Annotated in this window: 12 protein-coding genes; 9 read left to right on the top strand and 3 right to left on the bottom strand. The window is 74.9% G+C overall.

The features are described from left to right. Window positions 1-16 precede the first annotated feature (16 nt). Together ACIP4P_RS25440 and ACIP4P_RS25445 are read right to left on the bottom strand one after the other, a co-directional pair. Window positions 17-721, bottom strand: a complete 705-nt coding sequence (locus ACIP4P_RS25440; RefSeq protein WP_400922063.1) for a sirohydrochlorin chelatase — start codon at window positions 719-721, stop codon at window positions 17-19. After that, complete coding sequence (locus ACIP4P_RS25445; protein WP_400922065.1) at window positions 721-1956, bottom strand: uroporphyrinogen-III synthase; 1236 nt, start codon at window positions 1954-1956, stop codon at window positions 721-723. The genes ACIP4P_RS25440 and ACIP4P_RS25445 overlap by 1 nt, the downstream gene beginning before the upstream one ends. 192 nt (window positions 1957-2148) lie before the next feature. Between ACIP4P_RS25445 and ACIP4P_RS25450 the strand changes: the two genes are divergently transcribed. The 9 genes from ACIP4P_RS25450 (at window position 2149) to ACIP4P_RS25490 (ending at window position 13967) form a co-directional block, all read left to right on the top strand. After that, window positions 2149-4296 (top strand): molybdopterin oxidoreductase family protein, encoded by a 2148-nt coding sequence (locus tag ACIP4P_RS25450; RefSeq protein WP_400922067.1) that lies wholly within the window; start codon window positions 2149-2151, stop codon window positions 4294-4296. Next, window positions 4293-5519: an NAD(P)/FAD-dependent oxidoreductase gene (locus ACIP4P_RS25455; RefSeq protein WP_400922068.1), complete on the top strand. Its 1227-nt coding sequence runs from the start codon at window positions 4293-4295 to the stop codon at window positions 5517-5519. The genes ACIP4P_RS25450 and ACIP4P_RS25455 overlap by 4 nt, the downstream gene beginning before the upstream one ends. Further along, a complete protein-coding gene (gene nirB, locus ACIP4P_RS25460; protein ID WP_400922069.1) occupies window positions 5516-8104 on the top strand; it encodes a nitrite reductase large subunit NirB in 2589 nt (862 codons plus the stop codon). Before ACIP4P_RS25455 ends, nirB begins: the two co-directional genes overlap by 4 nt. After that, complete coding sequence (gene nirD, locus ACIP4P_RS25465; protein ID WP_400922071.1) at window positions 8101-8523, top strand: nitrite reductase small subunit NirD; 423 nt, start codon at window positions 8101-8103, stop codon at window positions 8521-8523. Before nirB ends, nirD begins: the two co-directional genes overlap by 4 nt. Beyond that, window positions 8520-9851, top strand: a complete 1332-nt coding sequence (locus ACIP4P_RS25470; RefSeq protein ID WP_400922073.1) for a nitrate/nitrite transporter — start codon at window positions 8520-8522, stop codon at window positions 9849-9851. The genes nirD and ACIP4P_RS25470 overlap by 4 nt, the downstream gene beginning before the upstream one ends. A gap of 166 nt (window positions 9852-10017) precedes the next feature. Continuing rightward, a complete protein-coding gene (locus ACIP4P_RS25475) occupies window positions 10018-10464 on the top strand; it encodes a hypothetical protein (protein WP_350513975.1) in 447 nt (148 codons plus the stop codon). Beyond that, window positions 10464-10868 (top strand): cupredoxin domain-containing protein, encoded by a 405-nt coding sequence (locus ACIP4P_RS25480; RefSeq protein WP_400922075.1) that lies wholly within the window; start codon window positions 10464-10466, stop codon window positions 10866-10868. Before ACIP4P_RS25475 ends, ACIP4P_RS25480 begins: the two co-directional genes overlap by 1 nt. Window positions 10869-11017: 149 nt before the next feature. After that, complete coding sequence (locus tag ACIP4P_RS25485) at window positions 11018-11632, top strand: hypothetical protein (RefSeq protein WP_400922077.1); 615 nt, start codon at window positions 11018-11020, stop codon at window positions 11630-11632. Between the two features lie 334 nt (window positions 11633-11966). Continuing rightward, the gene (locus ACIP4P_RS25490; RefSeq protein ID WP_400922079.1) at window positions 11967-13967 is read left to right on the top strand and encodes an Ig domain-containing protein; all 2001 of its coding nucleotides are present in this window, start codon (window positions 11967-11969) and stop codon (window positions 13965-13967) included. Between the two features lie 131 nt (window positions 13968-14098). Here the strand turns inward: ACIP4P_RS25490 and ACIP4P_RS25495 are convergent, their stop codons facing one another. Beyond that, entirely contained in the window at window positions 14099-14548 is a 450-nt protein-coding gene (locus ACIP4P_RS25495) for a hypothetical protein (protein ID WP_400922081.1), read from the bottom strand. Window positions 14549-15083 lie beyond the last annotated feature (535 nt).

Genomic DNA, 15083 nt, shown 5'->3' on the forward strand with positions numbered 1-15083 from the left:
GGTCGCCGTCAGGCGGTCAGGCGGCGGTGCGCAGTTCGGTCACCGTGCGGGCCTGGTCGTAGCGGTGGAGGAGGAGGCGGGCGACGGCCGGGTGGGGGGCGAGGGGGGCGCCGGTCCAGGTGGCCGCCGTGGTGGCGGTGCGACGGGCGAAGTGGCCGGGGGAGAGCAGGTAGCCGGCGACGGCGACCCGGGGGTGGCCGGCGGCGTGGAGGGCGGCCACGGCCTGGTGGGGGGTGGGAGCGGCGGCGGAGAGGTGCGCGGGGGTGACGGGGCGGCCGAGGCGGGCGGCGAGCAGCTCGGCCGTACGGGCGGTGTCGGCGAGCGCGGTGGGGTCGGAGGAGCCGGCCCCGGCCAGCACCACGGGGGCGTCCGGTGCCGCGCCGGCCTCGGTGAGGCGGTCGGCGAGGGCCTCGGCGAGCAGCGGGTGGGGGCCGAGCGCCGGGGCGAGATGGGTGCGGGGGAGGCCCGCGTCGGCGAGGGCGGCGGGCAGGTCGACCCGCAGGTGGTAGCCGGTGCCGAGCAGCAGCGGGACCAACACCGGTCGGGCGTCCGCGAGTCGGGTGAGGGCCTCGGCGAGGGTGGGGCGGGCCAGGTCCAGGAAGCAGCAGCGGACGGTGAGTTCGGGACGCAGCGCGCGAACCGTCCGCAGCAGGGCGCGAATCGAGGTCGCCGCCGCCGGATCGCGGCTGCCGTGGGCCACGGCGAGCAGGACCGGCGGCATCAGCCCGCCGCCAACCGGTAGCCGCGCTTGGGGACGGTGCGGATGAGCGCGGCGTGCGGGCCGAGCGCGGCCCGCAGTCGGCCGACGGCGGCCTCCACCGCGTGCTCGTCGGCGGCCGCGTCCGGCCAGGCGGCGCGCAGCAGGTCGGCGCGGCTGAGCACCCGGCCGGGCCGTTCGGCGAGGGCGCGGAGCACGGCGGCGCCGCGCGGGCTGAGCCGGTGGCTCTCGCCGTCGACCAGGGCGGCGTTCCCCTGCAGCGTCAACACCCCGCCGGGGAGCCGGACTTCGCGCCGGGCCCGGCCCGGGAGGGTGTCCACCAGCAGCCGGACCAGGGCGCCGAGCCGGCCGCGCTCGGGGTGGACGGCGGGCAGGCCGAGGTCGGTGAGCGGGCGGGCGCACAGGGTGCCGACGCACACCGGCAGCACATCGGCGCGCAGTGCGTCGAGCAGCGCCTCGTACCGCCCCTCGGCCCGTGCGGCGGCGAGCAGGGCGGTGATCGCGGGGGCGCTGGTGAAGGTGAGCGCGTGCACCTGGCGGCGGACGGTCTGGTCGAGCAGCCGGCGCACCGCGCCCGGGTCCTCCGGGGGCGCCCAGCGGTAGACCGGGACGGAGATCACCTCGGCGCCGCGCTCGCGCAGCGCCGCCGCGAAGGCGTCCAGGCGCACCCCGTGCTCCTGGACGGCGATCCGGCGCCCGGCCAGTGGGCGGGCGAGCAGCCAGGTGAGCAGCTCGTCGGTGGCCTCGGTGTCGGGGGAGAAGCCCTCGTCCAGTCCGCTGGCCCGGACCGCGCCGGTGGCCTTGGGGCCCCGGCTGAGCACCACGGCGGCGCGGCAGGCCTCGGCGAGGTCGGCGCCCCGGCCCCAGCCCTCGGCGGCGCTCATCCAGCCGCGCCAGCCGACGCCGGTGGTGGCCACCACGTAGTCGAGCGGGGCGGCCAGGCAGCGGTCGGTGGCCTCGCGCAGGGCGAGGTCGTCGGCGAGCGGCAGGATGCGCAGCACCGGCGCCTCGACCACCTGGGCGCCGCGGCGGGTGAGCAGGGCGGTCAGCTCCTCGCGGCGGCGGGCGGCGGTGACGCCGACGGTGAAGCCGGTGAGCGGGCCCGCGGCGCCGGCGGGTGCTCCTGGTCGTCCGGCCGGTTCTACCGGTCCGGCCGGTCCGAGCGTGCCGGGCGGTCCGGCCGGTCCGTGCTGTCCGGCCGGGCCTGCCGGTTCTGCCGGGGTGGGGATCGCTGCCATGCGGGCCAGCCTCCGTCCCGCTTGTTACGGCGGCATTGCCCGGCCGTCACCTGCCGGTAAGCGAAAGCGCCGCTGCGGTTACGGCGGATGTCCGGGCCCGCACCCCGGCGCCCGGGCGGTGTGAGCAGGGCGTACCGTACCCGCAACACCGGCGACCCGGTCACGAAACAGCGGGCGGCGACCTTTCTCGGCATGACACCAACCGCCGCCCCGGTCGCCCCGACCACCCCGGCCGCCACCGACACGCACTGCCCGTACTGCTCGCTGCAGTGCGGGATGCGGCTGGCGCCCGTCGGGCCGGCCGGGTCCGCCCCCGCCGGGCCGCCGGTCGAGGTGCTGGAGCGCCCGGACTTCCCGGTGAACCGGGGCGCGCTGTGCGGCAAGGGCCGGACAGCCCCCGCGCTGCTGGCCCGCGGTGCCCGGCTGACCGGCCCGCTGCTGCGCGACCGGCCCGGCGGCCCGCTGCGCTCGGCGAGCTGGCCCGAGGCGCTGGACCGGGTGGCCGCCGGGCTGGCGCGGGTACGGGACGAGCACGGGCCGGACGCGGTGGGCGTGTTCGGCGGCGGCGGGCTCACCAACGAGAAGGCCTATCTGCTGGGCAAGTTCGCGCGGGTCGTGCTGGGCACCGCCAACATCGACTACAACGGCCGGTTCTGCATGTCCTCGGCCGCCGCCGCGCACCGCCGGGCCTTCGGCCTGGACCGCGGCCTGCCGTTCCCGCTCGCCGACCTCCCGCACACCGGCTGCCTGGTCCTGGTCGGCGGCAACCCGGCCGAGACGATGCCGCCGGCCGTCCGGTACCTGCGCGAACTGCGGGAGAACGGCGGCACGTTGATCGTTGTCGACCCGCGCCGCACCCGCACCGCCGAACTGGCCGACCTGCACCTGCAGCCCCGCCCCGGCGGGGACCTGGCGCTCGCCCTCGGCCTGCTCCACCTGGTGATCGCGGACGGCCTGCTGGACCAGGACTTCATCGCCGAGCGGACCAGCGGCTTCGCGGCGGCCCGCGAGTCCGCGATGGCCCACTGGCCGGACCGGGTGGAGCGGATCACAGGCGTGCCCGTCCACCAACTACGGATGGCAGCGAGGATGTTCGGCGAGGCCGCCACCGGCATGGTGCTCACCGCGCGCGGCGCCGAACAGCACAGCAAGGGCACCGACACCGTCGGCGCCTGGATCAACCTGTGCCTGGCCACCGGCAAGTCCGGCCGCCCGTACAGCGGTTACGGCTGCCTGACCGGCCAGGGCAACGGGCAGGGCGGTCGCGAGCACGGCCAGAAGGCCGACCAACTGCCCGGCTACCGCTCGATCGAGGACCCGGCGGCGCGCGCCCACGTCGCCGCCGTCTGGGGTGTCCCGGCCGCGAGCCTGCCCGGCCCCGGCGTCTCCGCGTACGAGCTGCTGGACGGCCTCGGCCGCCCGGGCGGGGTGAAGGCGCTGCTGCTGGCCGGATCCAACCCGGCGGTCTCCGCGCCGAACGCCGGGCAGATCACCGAACGGCTGCGCGCACTCGACCTGTTGGTGGTCGCCGACCTGGTGCTCTCGGAGACCGCCCGGCTCGCCGACGTCGTCCTGCCGGTCACCCAGTGGGCCGAGGAGGACGGCACCACCACCAACCTGGAGGGCCGGGTGATCCTGCGCCGCCGCGCCCTCGACCCGCCGGACGGCGTCCGCGGCGAACTGTGGCTGCTGCGCGAACTGGCCGCCCGACTGGGGGTCCCGGACGGCTTCCCGGCCGAGGCCGAGCAGGCCTTCGAGGAACTGCGGCGCGCCTCGGCCGGCGGCGACGCCGACTACGCGGGCATCAGCTACGCCCGGATCGCCGCCGAGGACGGGGTGTTCTGGCCCTGCCCGGCCGAGGGGCACCCGGGGACGCCCCGACTGTTCCTGGACCGCTACGCCACCCCGGACGGCCGGGCCCGGTTCGCCGAGGTCACCCACCGCCCGGCCGCCGAGGAGCCGGACGAGGACTACCCGCTGTACCTGACCACCGGTCGGGTGCTCGCCCAGTACCAGAGCGGCGCGCAGACCCGCCGGGTCGCCGAGCTCAACGCGGCCGCGCCCGGCCCGTACGTCGAACTGCACCCGCGGCTGGCGCAGCGGCTCGGCGTCGCGGACGGCGAACCGCTGGCCGTCACCAGCCGGCGCGGGCGGGCCGTAGCCCCGGCCCGGATCACCGAGGCCATCCGGCCGGACACCGTGTTCATGCCCTTCCACTGGGCGGGCGCCGGCCGGGCCAACAGCCTGACCAATCCGGCCCTCGACCCGGTCTCCCGGATGCCGGAGTTCAAGCTCTGCGCCGTCCGGGTGGAGCGCGTACACCGGGAGGCGGGGACATGACCCCCGGGACCGCCCCCAGGGTCGCGGTGGTCGGCGGCGGCATGGCGGCCGCCCGGTTCGCCGAGCGCTACACCGCGCTCGGCGGGCCCGGCACCGTCACCGTGTACGGCGCCGAGCCGCGCGCCCCGTACAACCGGGTGCTGCTCGCCGAGGTGCTGACCGGCCGCTACGACGCCGAGTCGATCGCGCTGCCGTTGGGCGGGGCGACGGCCCGGCCCGGCTGCGAGGTGGTGGCCCTCGATCCGGCGGCGCGCACCCTGCGGCTGGCCGACGGAAGCGAACAGCCCTGGGACGAACTGGTGCTGGCCACCGGCGCCAACCCGGTGCTCCCGCCCGTCCGCGGACTGCGCCGCCCCGACGGGTACGGCCTGGTCGAGGGCGTGCACACGCTGCGCACCCTGGAGGACTGCGCCCGGCTCGCCGAGGAGGCGGTCGGGGCGAAGCGGGCCGTGGTGATCGGCGGCGGGGTGCTCGGGGTGAGCGCCGCCCGGGCGCTGGCCGCGCTCGGCGTGCGGGTCGAAATCGTGCACCAGGCACCACATTTGATCGAACGTCAGCTGGACTCGGCGGCGGCCGCCGTGCTGCGCGAGCGGCTCCGGCGGCTCGGCGTCGACTGCTACACCGGCAACCGGGCCCGGGCCGTGCACGGCGGCGCCGAGGGCCGGGTCGAGGCGGTGGAACTGGCCAACGGCTACCGACTGGACTGCGACCTGGTGGTGCTCGCCTGCGGCACCCGCCCGCGCACCGCGCTCGCCCACGCCGCCGGCCTGCCGGTCGGCACCGGCGTCCTGGTGGACGACCGACTGGCCGCCGCCCCGCACGTGTTCGCCATCGGCGACTGCGCCGAGCACCGCGGCACCGTCCACGGCCTGGCCGGCCCCGCCTGGGAGCAGGCCGACGTGCTGGCCCGCCACCTCTCCGGCGCCGAGCCCGACGCCCGCTACCCCGGCAGCAGCCCGCGCGCCCGGCTCAGCACCGGCGACCTGGAGTACGCGGCCTTCGGCGCCGTGGACGAGGGCCTCGACCCGGACCTCGACGTGCTGCGGCTCACCGACGCCACCCGCGGCAGCTACAAGAAGCTCGTCCTGCGCGGCGACCGACTGGTCGGCGCCATCCTGCTCGGCGACCTGGCCACCGTGGACGCGCTGGCCGGCGCCTTCGCCGACGGCGGCGCGTTCGCCGGCCACCCCCTGCACCTGCTCACGCTAGGAGTCACCCTATGACCGCAGACGACCGCGATGTGCGGGACCTCGTCCTGGTCGGCCACGGCATGGTCGGCCAGCGCTTCCTGGAGGCCTGGACCGAGCAGCCGGCCGCGCGCGGCTGGCGGGTCACCGTGCTCGCCGAGGAGCCCCGCCCGGCCTACGACCGGGTCCACCTCAGCTCGCTGTTCTCCGGCGGCACACCGGACGACCTGGCGCTCTGCCCGGCCGGCTTCCCGGCCGAGCACGGCATCGACCTGCGGCTCGGCGACCCGGTCACCGCGATCGACCGGGCGGCGCGGCTGGTCCGTACCCGCTCCGGCTCCGAAGTCCGGTACGACGTCCTGGTGTTGGCCACCGGCTCGGTGCCGTTCGTACCGCCGGTGCCCGGCACGGACGCGCCCGGCTGCCACGTCTACCGCACCGTCGAGGACGTCGACGCGATCCGGGCCGAGGCCGGCGCCGCGGGCACCGGCGTGGTGGTCGGCGGCGGGCTGCTCGGCCTGGAGGCGGCCGGCGCCCTGCGGGCCGGGGGCCTGGCCACCCACGTGGTCGAGTTCGCGCCCCGGCTGATGGCCGTCCAGGTGGACGACGGCGGCGGCGCGGCGCTGCGCCGCAAGATCGAGGCGCTCGGCGTCACCGTCCACACCGGCGCCGGCGCCAGCGGCGTGCTCACCGGCCCGGACGGCCGGGTGCGCGGCCTCGCCCTGTCCGACGGCCGGGAGCTGCCCGCCGACCTGGTGGTCTTCTCCGCGGGGGTGCGCGCCCGCGACCAGCTCGCCCGGGACTGCGGACTGCCGGTCGGCGCGCGCGGCGGCATCGTGGTCGACGCCCGCTGCCGCACCGAGGACCCGGCGGTGCTGGCGATCGGGGAGTGCGCCCAGGCCGCCGACGGCCGGGTGTACGGGCTGGTCGCGCCGGGCTACCAGATGGCCGAGACGGCGGCCCGCACGGTCGCGGGGCTGGACGTCGCGGGCTTCACCGGCGCCGACACCTCCACCAAGCTCAAGCTGCTCGGCGTCGACGTCGCCAGCTTCGGCGACCCGCACGGCAGCGCCGAGGGCGCGCTCGACGTGCTGTACAGCGACAGCCGCAGCGGCATCTACCGCAAGCTGGTGATCGGCGCCGACGGCGCGCTGCTCGGCGGCGTCCTGGTCGGCGACACCGAGGGCTACGGCACCCTGCGCCCGCTCGCGGTCGCCGGCAAGCCGCTCACCGTCGCGCCCGAACAGCTGGTGCTGCCAGGCGGGTTCGCCGCCGCCGGGCCGGTCGCGCTGCCCGACGAGGCGGTGCTCTGCTCCTGCCACAACGTCACCCAGGGCGCCGTCCGGGCCGCCGTCCACGACCAGGGCGCGGACAGCGTCGCCGCCGTCAAGAAGTGCACCCGGGCCGGCACCGGCTGCGGCAGCTGCCTCAAGCAGCTGGGCACCGTGGTCACCGAGGAGTTGGCGGCCGCCGGGATCGCCACCGTCCAGGGCCTGTGCGAGCACTTCGCCCACAGCCGCGCCGAGTTGTACGAGATCGTCCGGGTGACCGGCCTGTCCACCTTCTCCGCGCTGCTGGCCGGGCACGGCACCGGCGGCGAGGGCTGCGAGATCTGCAAGCCCACCGTCGCCTCCATCCTCGCCAGCCTCGGCAACGGCCACATCCTGGACGGCGAGCAGGGTGCCCTCCAGGACTCCAACGACCACTTCCTCGCCAACCTCCAACGCAACGGCTCCTATTCGGTCGTCCCCCGGGTGCCCGGCGGCGAGATCACCCCCGAGGGCCTGATCACGATCGGTGAGATCGCCCGCGACCACGGCCTCTACACCAAGATCACCGGCGGTCAGCGGATCGACATGTTCGGCGCCACCGTCGACCAACTCCCGGTCATCTGGCGCAAGCTGGTCGACGCCGGGTTCGAGTCCGGGCACGCCTACGGCAAGTCGCTTCGCACCGTGAAGTCCTGCGTCGGCGAGACCTGGTGCCGCTTCGGCGTCCAGGACTCCACCGCCCTCGCCATCGAACTGGAGCTGCGCTACCGGGGATTGCGCTCCCCGCACAAGCTCAAGGCCGCCGTCTCCGGCTGCGCCCGCGAGTGCGCGGAGGCCCAGAGCAAGGACTTCGGCATCATCGCCACCTCGGCCGGCTGGAACCTCTACGTCGGCGGCAACGGCGGCATGACCCCCCGGCACGCCGACCTGCTCGCCGCCGACCTCGACCGCGACACCCTGATCCGCACCATCGACCGCTACCTGATGTTCTACATCCGCACCGCCGACCGGCTGGAGCGCACCTCGGTCTGGCTGGAGCGGCTGGAGGGCGGACTCGACCACCTGCGGGCCGTCGTGCTGGACGACTCGCTCGGCATCGCCGCCGAGCTCGACGAACTGATGGACCGTCACATCGGCGGCTACCGGGACGAATGGGCCGAGACCCTCGCCGACCCCGACCGGATGCGGCGCTTCGCCTCCTTCGTCAACGCCCCCGGCACCCCCGACCCCGCCGTGACCTTCGTCCCCGAACGCGGCCAGATCCGCCCCGCCCGCCCCGGCGAGACCGGCCTCACCCTCAACGCCCCGGTGCTGATCGCCGGAGCCCGACCGGAGGTGCTCACCCCGTGACCGTACAGATCCACGACGGCGCCCGCTGGCAGACCGTCTGCGCCCTCGCCGACCTCCAACCCGGCCGCGGCGTCGCGGTGCTGCTCCCCGAGGCGGCCGGCCAGGTCGCCCTGTTCCGCGGCCGTGGCGGGGAGCTGTACGCCGTCGACAACCTCGACCCGTTCAGCGGCGCCCCGGTCCTCGCCCGCGGCCTGCTCGGCAGCCGCGGCGACCGGCCGACCCTCATCTCGCCGATGTACAAGCAGGTGTACGACCTCACCGACGGGCGCTGCCTGGACGAGTCCACCGCCCCCGACGGCAGCCCCGCGGTGCTGCGGCGCTGGCCGGTGCGGGCGCTCGACGGGGAGGGCGCGTTCGAGGGGGAGGGCGCGTTCGATGCGGCCGGTGCGCTCGACGCGGACGGGGGGATCGTGGCATGACGGCCGTCCTCGACACCAGATCGCCCGCCCCGCTGGCCGGTTGGGACCCGGAGGACGAGGAGCAGTGGGCCCGCGGCGGCGCCCGGATCGCCCGGCGCAACCTGGTCCTCTCGGTCCTCTCCGAGCACATCGGCTTCTCGGTGTGGAGCCTGTGGTCGGTGCTGGTGCTCTTCCTCGGGCCCGAGTACCACATCGACACCGCGGGCAAGTTCACCCTCACCGCCCTGCCCACCGCCCTCGGCGCCCTGCTGCGGCTGCCGTACACCTTCGCCGTCGCCCGCTTCGGCGGCCGCACCTGGACGGTGATCAGCGCCCTGCTGCTGCTCGTGCCGACGGCGCTCGCGGCCGCGGTGCTGCGGCCCGGCGTCTCCTACGGCACCCTGCTGGCGGTCGCCTGCGTGGCCGGGGTCGGCGGCGGCAACTTCGCCTCCTCGATGGCCAACATCAACGCCTTCTACCCGCACCGGCTCAAGGGCTGGGCGCTGGGCGTCAACGCGGGCGGCGGCAACCTGGGCGTCCCCGCCGTCCAACTGCTCGGCCTGCTGGTGCTGGCCACCGCCGGCGCCGCCCACCCCCGGCTGCTGCCGCTGCTCTACCTGCCGCTGATCGTGCTCGCGGCCGCGGGGGCCTGGTGGCGGATGGACAACCTGCCGGTGTCCGCCGGCGGGGAGGGGCGGACGCTGCGCGAGGTGGCCCGCGACCCGTACGGCTGGGCGGTGTCCACCCTGTACATCGGCACCTTCGGCTCCTTCATCGGCTTCGGCTTCGCCTTCGGGCAGGTGCTCCAGGTGCAGTTCCACGAGCGCTTCGACACCCCGGTCAAGGCCGCCGCGCTCACCTTCCTGGGGCCCCTGTTCGGCTCGCTGCTGCGGCCGGTCGGCGGACGGCTGGCCGACCGGTACGGCGGCGCGCGCGTCACGCTGGCGACCTTCGCCGCCATGGGCGCCGGGACGGCACTCGTGCTGGCGGCCTCCCGGGCGGGCTCGCTGCCGCTGTTCCTCGGCGGGTTCATCGCGCTCTTCGTGCTCAGCGGGATCGGCAACGGTTCGACCTACAAGATGATCCCGGCGCACTACCAGGACCTCGCCCGGCGCTCCGTCGCGGCCGGGGCCGACCCGGCGGCCGCCGAGGCCGACTCCCGGCGGCGGTCGGCGGCCCTGATCGGGCTGGCGGGGGCGGTGGGGGCGTTCGGCGGGGTGCTGGTGAACCTGGCGTTCCGGCAGTCGTTCCTGGCCAGCGGGAACGGGGACGCGGCGTACCTGGGGTTCCTGGTGGCGTACCTGCTGTGCTCGGGGCTGACCTGGGCGGTCTGGCTGCGGCGGCGGTGACGGGGTCGGCGCTGACGGGGGCGGCGCCGACGAGGGTCCCGGGGGCTACCCGTTTGGCGGCGTGGGTGCGGGGTCGGTCGTACGACGATCGGACGATCCGGCGCGCGGGCCCTCGAAGCCTTGACTAGCGTCGGCCGCACTACGCCCCACACCCCGGAGGTTCGCTGTGCAGCGCTGGATCGTCGTGACCGCCCTCACCACCGCCCTGGTCGGCCTGGCCCCCGCCGCCCAGGCCGTGCCCGCCCGCGACGGAGACCCGTCCGGGACGGTGATCACCCTCGGCGAGGCCAGGATCGACCCCAAGATCCCCAGCCGGGTCCTGGTCGACGCCACCTACCTCTGCTCGGCCGCCGACGAGGCCCGCTCGCTGACCGTCTCGGTCGAGCAGAAGAACCCGGAGGACGCCGCCTCGACCGCCTTCGGCTCCGCCCGCACCGCCGAGGCCGACATCAACTGCGACGGCAACCAGCAGCAGCGCCAGTTCATGGTCCAGTCCAAGACCTCCAACTGGCTCCCCGACGTCGACGCCGTCGTCATCGCCACCGTCTCCAACATCGGCTCCACCCCGTCCGCCGCCGCGGACTCCCGCCGGATGCGACTCGCCGCCAGCTGATGACCCCGACCGTCCGGGCCGCCGCCCTCCTGCTCCTCGGCGCCCTCCTGACCGGCTGCCTCAGCGCCTACGTCGGGGCGGCCCCGGACGAGTCCTCCGTCGTCACCGCCCCGCCGACGGTCGCCTCGACGCCGTCCTCCCCGACTCCCTTCGTCGGCACCGTGACGATCCGCGACTTCGCCTTCGACCCGGCCGACTTCACCGTCCACCCGGGCGCGGTGGTCACCGTCCGCAACACCGGCACCGTGACCCACACCCTCACCGCCCAGGACCCCACCACCTTCGACACCGGGCCCATCGCCCCCGGTGGCACCGCCTCCTTCATCGCCCCCAGCCAGCCGGGCACGTACCCGTACCTCTGCGGCTACCACCACTTCATGCGCGGGCTGCTGACCGTGGCGTAGCGGCGGATCGCCTCCGCGCCGCCGTCGCCAGGATCCCCGTGGCCGACCCGTCCTGAGGTCGAGATCCGCCCCTGAACAGGGCTGTTTACCTTCACCTGAATGTTCTACAGTTCTGTAGAACTACGTGAACGGTGAGACGGGGGCACAGCATGGACAGGCCGCTTCGACTGCCGCAGCAGGATCGGGCCGACTTCGAGAGTGAGTTGGGCCGGGCGTTGGCGGCGCCGCAGGTCCGTGCTGCCCTGCGGGACAGTGGGGACGAGGTGCGCGGGGTCGAGCGGTTGCGGCGGACGGCGCGGGACAACGCGGCGTACGTGTTGGCGGCCGCGGCGCCGGAGTACGAGCGCTATGCGCTGTTGCGGGCGGATGCCGATGCGGTGGCGCGGTTGCCGGTGGAGGAGCCGGCGCGGGGGCGGGCGTCGGGGTGGTGGGGGGTGTTGGGGGTGATCGTGCCGATAGTGGCCGTGGTCGCCGCCGTGGTGTTCCTGGTGCTCGGCTACGTGTCGGGGTTGTCCGAGGACCTTGAGGTGGTGGGGCACGCGCTGGTGGGGGCCGGCTGGGTGGCGGCCGGGGTTGCGGCGGTGTGTCTGGTGGTGGGCGGGTTGGGGCTGTTGGGGTCGGCGGCGCGGGGGAAGGGGGTCGAGGAGGAGGCGACCGGGCTGGGGGAGTTGGTGCGGGCGCGGGCGGCCTGGCGGTCGGCGTTGGCGGAGCGCGGGTTGGTGCCGTTCCTGGTGGCGCAGGCGAACGTGGGGCGTGGGGTCTGAGGGAGGCCTGGAACACCAAGGCGAGGTGGGGGCGGGTAAGGGGGAGTTAAAATCCCTGCCCCCGCGCCGAGTTGGCGCGACGCCCGGTTCGGGGGCGATCGGGCCGGGTGGGGGAAGGGTGGGCGGGCGCTCCGGGGTCGGCCCGGCCGGTCGGTGGGGGAGGGGTGGCGCGAAGCGGCGTGATGTGGGGCCCTTGTGCGCGAGTTGCAGTGAAATATCATATGGCGCATTGCACAAGCGGAGCCCAGAGCGTGATCCGTTCCCCGTCCGTTCTCCCACCGCGCAGCGTGCATCACCCTCTTCCCCCCACGTCACGAGAGACGGAACCCGACCCGTGTTCAGATTCCGATCCCGATCATCGGAGCGGACCCACCGCGCCCCGAGGACCGCCCTGGTGGCGCTCGCCGCCGCCCTCGCCGGTGCCGCGCTCAGCAGCCCGCTGTCCGCGATGGCCGACTCCCACGCCCAGCAGACGGCCACCGTCGCCGTCCAGCCGGGCACCCCGAAGACCGACAAGGCCCCGCCGAAGTCCGGCCCGCGCCGGGCGATGGCGGCCCGGACCGGCCCGGTGGCCGCCGCCAAGACCGGTGGTGTCGCCGGGAAGGCGCAGCAGCTGGTGGACGGCGCCGACCCGGGCAGCGGCACCAAGGACGGCGACGGCTCGGTCGCGAACGAGTACGACCTCCAGATGACCTACAAGGGCGGCCAGGAGTCCAGCGGTGTGGTGATCGGTGCGCCCAAGGTGTACCTGGTGCTCTGGGGTTCGCAGTGGGGCAGCGCGTCGACCAACTCCACCGGTGACACCGTGGTGACCGGCGACCCGGACCAGGCCGCCCCGTACCAGCAGGACTTCTTCAAGGGCCTCGGCAGCGCGGGCGACGGCTGGAGCGCCGTGCTGACCCAGTACTGCGAGGGCATCGCCGCCGGTTCCGTGCAGTGCCCGGCCGGGTCCGCGCACGTCCCGTACCCGCAGCCGGGCAGCGTGCTCGCGGGCGTCTGGGTGGACAACGCCGCCCCGGCGCCGCAGGCCGCGACCGAGCCGCAGCTCGGCGCGGAGGCGCTGGCCGCGGCCAAGCACTTCGGCAACCTGACCGAGGCGCAGAACCGCAACGTGCAGTACGTCATCGACTCGCCGCAGGGCACCGACCCGGACAAGTGGAAGGAGCTGGGCTACTGCGCCTGGCACGACTTCCAGCGCTCGCAGTACGGCCAGCTCGCCTACACCAACATGCCGTACCTGACGGACGTGGCCGGCTGCGGCACCAACTGGTTCGGCGAGAACACCCCGCGGGGCCGGCTGGACGGTTACGGGATCATCGGCGGCCACGAGTACGCGGAGACGCTGACCGACCCGAACACCCCGGGCGGCTGGACCGACGCCACCGGCCAGGAGGTCGCCGACAAGTGCGCCTGGATCCCGAAGGGCTCCAACGGCGGGCTGTTCAGCGAGGACCTCGCGACGGGTAGCTTCCCGCTGCAGACGCTGTGGTCCAACTCCGACCACCTGTGCATGAGTTCGGACCCGATCGTGGCCAGTCCGCCGGTCTCGGTCAGCACCATGTGCGACCGGTCGGACAAGGCCGGGCAGCCGCTGTCGATCCCGGCGGTGGGTGCTTCCAGCAGTGGCGCGGCTCTGACCTACAGCGCCAGCGGGCTGCCGCAGGGCCTGGCCATCGACGCCAACAGCGGTGTGATCTCCGGTACTTCGGCCGCGACCAACGGCTACCAGCGGATCAACGTGACGGCGACCGACCCGACCGGCAAGTCGGCGTCCACCGGCTTCTGGGAGAACGTCGGCACCTCCGGCGGTTCCGGCTGCGGCGGCATCGAGCAGCTGATCGACCCCGGCTTCGAGAACGGTTCGGCCGACGTCAACCACACGGTGATGACGGACGCCTGGAGCCCGTCGGGCTACAACATCATCACCCCGTCCAGCCTGCACGCGCCGCACTCCGGCTCCTGGTACGCCTGGCTGGGCCAGAACACCGGCACCGACGACTCCATCACCACCTACCTGAACACCTACCCGGGCTTCGGGCAGGCGACCTTCTCCTTCTGGCTGGACGTGGAGTCGGCCGGCGCCTCCACCAGCTCGCCGGACACCCTGTCGCTGGTGGCGATCAACCAGTACACCGGTCAGCCGATCGGCACGGTGAAGACCTGGACCAGCCAGAACCCGACCAACGGCTACCAGTACCAGTCGGTGGACCTCTCCTCGGTCATCGGCCAGGTCGGCTGGGGGACCACCATCGGCCTCAAGCTGGTCTCCCACGAGACCGGCACCAACCCGACCACGGCGTTCCTGATCGACGACGCCTCGGGCCGTGAGAGCTGATCGGTCGGCGAACCTCCTGACAGCGCGTCCTGACCGCACCTCCCGACAGCACGCCCCGGCACCGCGAACCCGCGGTGCCGGGGCCGTCGTCGTGCTCGGCCGACCTGCCGGCCCGCCGTTCAGGACTCCCGTCAGGGCCGGGTCCGGGCGGCGTCGACCAGCAGGTGGACGGTGTCCACCGGCAGGTCGAGCCGGCGGGCGATCCAGGGGGCCGGGCGGCCGGTCCGGGCGAGCATCCAGGCGGAGTACAACTGCCCCAGCTGCGGGGCGTGTTCGGCGAGCAGTAGGGGGCGGACGGTCTCCATCGGGAAGCCTTCGAGCGCCCGGGCGCTGTACTCGCGCCCGTTGGGGCCGGGCGGCGGCAGCGGGAGCGGGCGGCGGGCGTCGAGCCAGCGGCTGAACAGCACCGCGCCGACCACCAGCAGGCCGGAGCAGGCCGCGCCGATCAGCAGGCCGCCGATGACCGGGCGGTCCTCCTCCTCGGCGAGGTTCAGGGCGATCTCCTCCAGGACGAGCAGCCCGAGGACGCCGACCAGGACGGCCGTCTCGCGCGGGCGGGGGAGGATCCGGGGCGTCGTCAAGGGGAACCTCTTCCTCGGCGGGGGGCCGGGGGTCGGGGGCGGGTGCGGCGACTCGCCTTCCGTTTCCGTACCGGCGACTCACCTTCCGTACAACGGCGGCGGGCGGCCCGGGGTACGCCTGGACGGCCAGGTGGTGACGGTGGTGCGTACCGGATTGACGGAACGTCAAAAACTCAACAACAGGCCGGAGTTCGGGCGGAGGGCCGCAATGGTGCCGGCTCGGGACTCGGCGGCTCGGGACTCGGCGGTGCGGGGGCGGAAGCGGGCGTCGAGCGGGTCGGGGCCCGGGCGGTCCGGAGCGGCGCGGTCCACCGGAGCGGTGCGGACGTCGACGGGTGGGGCTCACCTTCGGAACTGCCGACAGCATAGCCCGGACATGCCAACTTCGACACCCTTGTCGAAGTTGGCATGCGGAGCGGCCAACTCCCCTACCGGCCTTGGATGATCCACCAGGGCGCGGCAGGCGCGCATGGTGCCCGGAACCACTCGTGGGGCATCGGGGCGGGCGGCTTGAATCGCCCTACCGAACGAACGG

It is taken from the genome of Kitasatospora sp. NPDC089509 (assembly GCF_044749365.1).
Taxonomy (GTDB): Bacteria; Actinomycetota; Actinomycetes; order Streptomycetales; family Streptomycetaceae; genus Kitasatospora.

Bases quoted from the DNA above. Each gene is read 5' to 3' on its own strand.
- nirB (WP_400922069.1), top strand. From the start codon at position 5,516: ATGACCGCAGACGACCGCGATGTGCGGGACCTCGTCCTGGTCGGCCAC.
- ACIP4P_RS25455 (WP_400922068.1), top strand. From the start codon at position 4,293: ATGACCCCCGGGACCGCCCCCAGGGTCGCGGTGGTCGGCGGCGGCATG.
- ACIP4P_RS25445 (WP_400922065.1), bottom strand. From the start codon at position 1,956: ATGGCAGCGATCCCCACCCCGGCAGAACCGGCAGGCCCGGCCGGACAG.
- ACIP4P_RS25470 (WP_400922073.1), top strand. From the start codon at position 8,520: ATGACGGCCGTCCTCGACACCAGATCGCCCGCCCCGCTGGCCGGTTGG.
- ACIP4P_RS25440 (WP_400922063.1), bottom strand. From the start codon at position 721: ATGCCGCCGGTCCTGCTCGCCGTGGCCCACGGCAGCCGCGATCCGGCG.
- ACIP4P_RS25485 (WP_400922077.1), top strand. From the start codon at position 11,018: ATGGACAGGCCGCTTCGACTGCCGCAGCAGGATCGGGCCGACTTCGAG.
- ACIP4P_RS25480 (WP_400922075.1), top strand. From the start codon at position 10,464: ATGACCCCGACCGTCCGGGCCGCCGCCCTCCTGCTCCTCGGCGCCCTC.
- ACIP4P_RS25450 (WP_400922067.1), top strand. From the start codon at position 2,149: ATGACACCAACCGCCGCCCCGGTCGCCCCGACCACCCCGGCCGCCACC.